The following is a 1,129-nucleotide window of genomic DNA, read 5'->3' on the forward strand; positions in this document are numbered from 1 at the left end:
CTGCCGGCGATGGGGAGCGTGCGTCTGTGAACCGGGAAATTCCCGCGGAAAGCGCCAGAAATGGCGAAATTCCGAAGTTCCAAAAGCCACTCTTCGGAACGACGCCACCTTCCGCCCTGTCAGGTCTCGTTGTTCAGACCTTCCCTAGCATCCAAGTAGCGATGGAGGTTATGGGGCCAGCTTGTCAGTAGCCAAGGAACAGCGCTCAAGGGAACAGTCGAGCCACCGGTAATGGGTGTCTTCTCGATGATGGGTTGGTGTGGCTCAAGAACCAAATTGGTCAGTGCATCCAGGAGCGTACAAAGGCTGAGCGTACTGATACCTCGGAGATGAGACGCTTCCTCGGGTACATTCATTGCAACACCTTCATCAAACGCCTCGTGCATGACGCTAAGAAGATCAAGGTAGTTGGGGTCCAGCGGTCTGGGCGGAAACTTTTCCAAGACGTCGTGTCCGTACCGGCAGGTTGTCAGAGAAGGACGAACCGAGTTGAGCTGGGTCTTGCAGGCTGGGCACTTCCTGATCAAAGCCTTGCGATGCAGCGGGCATGCGACTACCCACTTGATGTGAAACACAGCAAGATGCGGAAGGTCATGCCCTACGCACTCGGGACAGACCGCAACAGCATCGAGATCAAGATGTGCGTTCAACATCAGTGATGGTCCAAAGGTGGTGTAGCGCATCCCAGTTGACTTCTCATGGCGAATCACAACTTCTGAGAAATCGTCCTCAGGGATAGCCGTCCAAGAACTCAATTCTTTGGCGGTCAGGTGGTAGACACCGCTGGCCTTCCACCTGTAGGCGCCGATGAATAGGGATGGACTGTGGTATCCATTCTTCTCGCAGATGCGAAGGATGTAGCCGGCGAGGCTCTCTTGTGATCTGGGGCGGGGCGTGCGAACCAATTTCAAATCGCTGCCTCCAAGACTTTCCTGATCTTCTTGGATCGCAGGGTGCCGGTCTTTTCAGATAAATCATGCCCAGCGCCTAGGGAAGGTCTGAACAACGAGACCTGACAGGGCGGAAGGTGGCGTCGTTCCGAAGAGTGGCTTTTGGAACTTCGGAATTTCGCCATTTCTGGCGCTTTCCGCGGGAATTTCCCGGTTCACAGACGCACGCTCCCCATCGC

The 1,129-nt window shown here is 55.2% G+C and carries 1 protein-coding gene; it reads right to left on the reverse strand.

Translation table 11 applies throughout. The features are described 5' to 3' along the window. Window positions 1-119: 119 nt before the first annotated feature. On the reverse strand, window positions 120-911 hold the full coding sequence (locus J7367_RS22020) for a TniQ family protein (RefSeq protein ID WP_209029017.1): 792 nt from the start codon (window positions 909-911) through the stop codon (window positions 120-122). Window positions 912-1,129 lie beyond the last annotated feature (218 nt).

The organism is Xanthomonas sp. D-36-1, assembly GCF_017746155.1.
In the GTDB taxonomy this organism is placed as follows: domain Bacteria; phylum Pseudomonadota; class Gammaproteobacteria; order Xanthomonadales; family Xanthomonadaceae; genus Xanthomonas; species Xanthomonas cissicola.